At 50.0% G+C, this 5321-nt stretch carries 5 protein-coding genes; 2 read left to right on the forward strand and 3 right to left on the reverse strand.

Annotated elements, in window-relative coordinates:
* The coding region (locus ACUVJL_RS12710; protein ID WP_445246178.1) for a Uma2 family endonuclease at window positions 1-611 on the forward strand (611 nt) is incomplete at its 5' end.
* A 24-nt stretch (window positions 612-635) separates the two neighbouring features.
* Here the strand turns inward: ACUVJL_RS12710 and ACUVJL_RS12715 are convergent.
* On the reverse strand, window positions 636-758 hold the full coding sequence (locus ACUVJL_RS12715) for a hypothetical protein (RefSeq protein ID WP_445246179.1): 123 nt from the start codon (window positions 756-758) through the stop codon (window positions 636-638).
* A 339-nt stretch (window positions 759-1097) separates the two neighbouring features.
* On the opposite strand from ACUVJL_RS12715, the gene ACUVJL_RS12720 reads away from it, so the two are divergent.
* Window positions 1098-1661, forward strand: a complete 564-nt coding sequence (locus ACUVJL_RS12720; protein ID WP_445246180.1) for a pilus assembly FimT family protein — start codon at window positions 1098-1100, stop codon at window positions 1659-1661.
* A gap of 508 nt (window positions 1662-2169) precedes the next feature.
* Here the strand turns inward: ACUVJL_RS12720 and ACUVJL_RS12725 are convergent.
* Together ACUVJL_RS12725 and ACUVJL_RS12730 are read right to left on the reverse strand one after the other, a co-directional pair.
* Window positions 2170-4056 carry a peptidoglycan D,D-transpeptidase FtsI family protein gene (locus ACUVJL_RS12725; protein WP_445246181.1) on the reverse strand — a complete coding sequence of 629 codons (1887 nt, stop codon included), beginning with the start codon at window positions 4054-4056 and terminating at the stop codon, window positions 2170-2172.
* 237 nt (window positions 4057-4293) lie between these two features.
* On the reverse strand, window positions 4294-4869 hold the full coding sequence (locus ACUVJL_RS12730; RefSeq protein WP_445246182.1) for a hypothetical protein: 576 nt from the start codon (window positions 4867-4869) through the stop codon (window positions 4294-4296).
* Window positions 4870-5321: the final 452 nt, after the last annotated feature.

The raw sequence follows: 5321 nt of genomic DNA on the forward strand, positions 1-5321 counted from the left end.
TCCAGCCAGGAAATCAACTATTACTCAAAGACATAACCTGGCCGATGTTTGAAACCCTACTAACAGAATTGGGAGAAAGTCGCGCATCCCGACTTTCATACAGCAAAGGAACATTAGAAATCATGGTTCCCCTACCCGAACACGAAATTGGTAAAGTCCTGATTGGTAACTTAGTCGAAGCACTACTCGAAGAACTAGACATCGAATTTTGGGCTCTGGGTTCCACCACATTCAAAAATGAAAACATCGCTCAAGGAGTAGAACCAGACGCCTGTTTCTACATCCAAAACGAAGCCGCAGTCAGAGGCAAAAACCGCATCGACTTAGAAACAGACCCACCTCCCGATTTAGCCATAGAAATCGACCTCACATCTCGCACTCAGTTCAACAACTACGAAGCATTAGGAGTACCCGAATTGTGGCGCTACAACGGCCGCAACCTGCAAATCAGCGTATTGCAAGATGGAAAATACATACAGTCCGATCGCAGTCTCCAGTTTCCCAACTTCCCAATCACCGAGCTCATCCCCCAGTATTTACAGCAAAGCAAAACCGCCGGCAGAAACGTCGCAATGAAAGCATTTCGATCTTGGGTGAAAGCGCAAATTTAGCCGGCGTTGATGCGATCGGGCAATTTATCCGATCGAGCGTTGATGCGATCGGGCCTTGATGCGATCGGGCCTTGATGCGATCGGGCGATCGACAAATTTGCTGTAGAAAAACGGCACGGCGCCGTGTCCTGAATCCCCTCTTCTCACAAAATATACCTGGCAGACCCTACCTGTAGGGAAACCGCACCGCGCCGTGTCCTGAATGCCCTCTCCTCACAAAATATACCTGGCAGGCCCTATCTGTAGGGAAACGGCACGGCGCCCTCTCCTGAATGCCCTTTCCTTACCCGCTTTTAAATTCGCATAAATTTTCAGTAAATACGGATCTAGACATTCAGCAAGCCCAACAGTTAAAATAATATACCAGCAAAAAAAACAGCTCCTGCGAGCTATTTTTTTTGCCAGCCAAATATCAGGGAGTGCATCTACGTGTCAATAAATAAAACGCTCAAAGGCAGAGCCACTACATCTGCCGCAGGTTTTACAATGATAGAGTCATTGATAATTCTTTTAATCATAGGAATATTTAGTGCGATCGTCGCCCCCTCTTGGCTGATGTTCATCAACAACCAGCGTTTAAAAGTATCGCTCGATCGAGCTTATTCGGCAATGGAACTTGCCCAAAGCAACGCCAAACGGGACAAAATTTCATGGCAAGCCAGCTTCAAACAAGTAGGAGAAAACCTACAGATAGCAGTTCACCAAGCCGACATTCCCCCAGCCCAAGTACCAGCCAACCAATGGAAAAACCTAGAATCGCAAATTCAAATAGATACAGAAGAAACAACAGTGCTCCAAGTAAATGAAAACAACGAGCAAAAAGAAAACGGCACAATCCGGCGAGTCATGTTCAACTACCGAGGTTGCCCCGTATCTCGAAGCGACCACGACTGCACCCAAACCAGTATCAGAGCCAAAGGAACCCTAACCCTATATCATCCCAACTTAAGAAACAGCCAACGCTGCATCATCATCTCCACTCTCCTAGGACATAAGCGCACCTCCAAAAGACAATCAAAACCCAATGACAGCAAAAGATATTGTTACTGACAGGGCGATCGATTATTTTGGGGTAGGGACACCGCACCGTGCCAATTAGTGTCAACTTAACGTTAAACGTACTACGGATCTGCTGTCTGACGATTAAGGCTCGATCCCCCCTAGCCCCCCTTAATAAGGGGGGGACAGGAATCTTCTCAAAGTCCCCCTTCTTAAGGGGGATTTAGGGGGATCTAGACTCGGTTAAAAGCGAGATTTCTCAGGGGTGTGGGTCTTAATTTGACACCAAGAGGCACGGTGCGGTGTCCTCAATAGCCGGGTTGTCGATCGTGACATCCGATCGGGCGATCGATGATGTTAGGGTAGGGAAACGGCACCGTGCGGTGTCCAGAGTTGCCCGGTTGTCAATGCTGATATTCGATCGTCAATTCCTGACAGAGCGCAAGCGGTTCTCAAGAAAGTGAGGTATGCCCAATGCCCAATGCCCAATGCCCAATGCCCAATGCCCAATGCCCAAGAACACCTCATGTTACTGAGAAAGGCCATACAATATAATCAACTACTTCTTACTCGGCGCAATCTTCTCAATAGTAATCAGCGCCTCCATCACCGACTCCACAATCGGCGCCGCCACCGTCCCCCCCGAAGAACCCTGCTTAGGCTCATCAATCACCGCCAGCACCACATACCGAGGAGCCTCCACAGGCATTATCCCCACAAAGCTAGTAATAATCGCGTTGTTAGAATAACCCCCACCAGCATTAGCCTTTTGAGCCGTCCCCGTTTTCCCAGCAATCCGATAGCCAGGAATTTGTGCAGCTTTCCCCGTACCACCATCAACCACAGTTTCCATCATTTCTAACACCTGCTTAGTAGTTTCCGGCGAAAAAACCTGCCTCGTAACAGCCCTCGGAAGCTTCCAATAAGGCTCACCTTCCCGATCAAAAAGTCCCCGCACCACATGAGGAGTCACCAACTTGCCGCCGTTAGCCAAAGCCCCGTTAAGCTGCACCAACTGCATCGGAGTAATCGAAAAACCCTGACCAAAAGCAGTAGTAGCAACTTCCACCGGAGAATTAATAAATTGCTCTCGATTTTTAAGCTGGCTGGTTACTTCAAAAGGCAAATCAGTTCCCGCAGTTTGTCCGAGTCCGAGTTTTTCTAAAGCTTGATAGTAAAGAGAAGCTTTCATACTTCTCATTACGTGCACCATCCCCACATTACTAGAATGTTTCAAAATATCAGTAACAGTAGAAGGGCCGCGCGCGCCTGCTTGTTTGTAATCGGAATTTTGGATAGTCCAGCCATCCATGTAAATTCGACCTTCATCGTTAAAAACAGTATTAGGTTTCACCGCACCCGCTTCCAGAGCGATCGCCACATTAATCGCTTTAAAAGTCGAACCAGGCTCATAAACATCAGTTACAGCCCAATTTTTATAGCGTGACAAATCGAAATTAAAATATTGATTCGGGTCATAAGAAGGTTCCGCTACCACAGACAGCAATTCCCCGTTACGGGCATCCATCACAATCACCGTGCCCCGCTTCGCCCGGTGTTGCTTCATTTTTTCCTTAAGAGCAATTCGGGCCGCCCGCTGCAAGCGACTGTCGATCGTCAGTTGCAATTTCAAGTCATCAAACTGCACAAAACCCGCCGTCAGCCGATCGGGAACCCAATTCCCATCGATCGACCTGCTAAACTGAATCGACGGCATCGATCGTTCCAGCAAATTCTGCTGGCTGTATTCCACCCCAGCTTGTCCCTTCCGTTCCCCGTCAACATAACCGAGGATATCAGCCGCCAACTCCTGCTGCGGGTAAAAACGCTGCTGCTGGCGCAGCAACTCCAGCCCATCCACCGGACTATCTTTAATTTGCATTGCCGTGACGCGATCGGCAACCTCTTGAGCCAGAGACTCAGCAATTGTAATACCGCTTTCAGCAAGATTAAACCGGCGCAGCAGTTCAGTTTCCGCCGTAGTGCCCGGACTCAGTTCCATCGGCAGCATCGGACCCAATTTAGCAGCAATTTCCGCCTTCGAGTGGTTAAATAACGAAGGGTGAGCGTACAGCGTGTACACCTGTCTGTCGATCGCCAAAACATTCCCCGCGCGGTCAACTATCGGGCGTCTGGGCACAAACGGCTTCGTTTTGAGAGTTTGCTGCTGCTCGGCTTGTTTGCGCAGCGCCGGAGCTCGCGTCACCTGCAAATAAAACAAATTCACAGCCAGCCCCAGCCCCCCCAGCATCAACAACGCCCACACGGCCCACAAACGGAACTTGCTGGGTTTTAAACGCTCCACCGGCCGCCCCCAAGCTGGAGCCGTCTGTTGTGGCGATCTGCCGAAACTGCCCTTCGCTCTTGGTTTGGCTTGTTTTCCCCACCCAGTACGCGCCGCGAAGCTATCCCGTAGGGAATCGCCCGACGGTTTTGGGCGTTTCAAGTTCGGCGATCTGTAGCGATCAAAACGGGGGTCGTAGCTCATGGCATTAAAAATTCAATAGCAAGTTAGATCATTTTAGAAATTAGGATTGAGAATTTTTATTTTATAACAGAGAATTAAAGACTTGGGAATGAGCGATCGCGACTTGCATTCAAAGCCAAAAAGGAAATTATCTCCTCAAATTCTCAGGCCCTCCGACACTCAGGCGCGGAGGGCACTCTCGGCTTTGACACAGGCTTAATAGCCCAGCGGTGTTTGCACACCGGCTCGATTCTTGAGAGTGGGCTCAGAGTTTGGTGCCGCCAGGGGCGATCGGGTTTCAGGGGCCGGCTGCAAGAAAATCGTGTTCCCAGGATTCTGCGCAGCCAAACCGGTTTCGGGATTTTGGGCTTCTTTAGCAAGTTGGTGTTTCAAGACTTCGCTAGCAGCACTCAACTGCTGTTCCTGGAGGCGCAGAGTTTCCAGTTTTTGATAATCCTGACTCCAGCGCTGCTCGCCGTAAACCGTCAAGCCGTAGAGACTCAGAGCACCGCCCAAAAGCATAACTGCTACCACTGAGGAGGCGCGCTGTGCCTGCAGGAGCGATCGCAACCACACAGGCTGCAGCTGGCGAGCTGGTAGGACTTTCAGCACCGATGCTCCGGGCACAGAAATCGCCTCGGAGTCGGCCCGCGAGTAGTTGGGCAATACCGGTCCTGTCTTCGCCCGCCTAGCTCGGGCAATAGAAGTAACTTTGCGGTTGGCTCCGCCCTTCTCGGACTTGCGGGCCGATCGGGAGCGGGGAGAATCCGGGGATCTGATAGCAGCGGTCATAGGCTTCACCAATACGTAAAGTGGGGTAGCTTCAGCTTGATTCAGGTTAAGAGTTTTTTGTCAAGGGCGATCGCCAGTGGTGGCAATCTGCGTTCGATCGGTTGTTCTTACCAAAGATACCTCACAAGCCAACCAACCAATCCTACCACTGGTCCCCTTGACTTCAGGATTTGCCAAAAAAAAATAAATCTTTGCCGGTTAGCCATAATCCAGGTGAAATTTATTGATAAATGCAGTATTGTAATCAACGAGCGAATCGTTGAGCTATTCGTGCCAGCATTGTTTCTCAAGTACACTATTCCCTTCCTTGCGATGGGTTTTCAATCTTAAGGAGTTTTTATGAACAAGGGATTAATTCGTTTGACTTTGGCCGTGGGCTTGGCAGTAGCCCTCGGCGCCTGCGGAGGCGATACCAGCACCCCGAGCTCCACTAGCAGCCCCACTCCTGGCGG

The sequence above is a fragment of the Microcoleus sp. OTE_8_concoct_300 genome (assembly GCF_031383065.1).
Lineage (GTDB): Bacteria > Cyanobacteriota > Cyanobacteriia > Cyanobacteriales > Microcoleaceae > Microcoleus.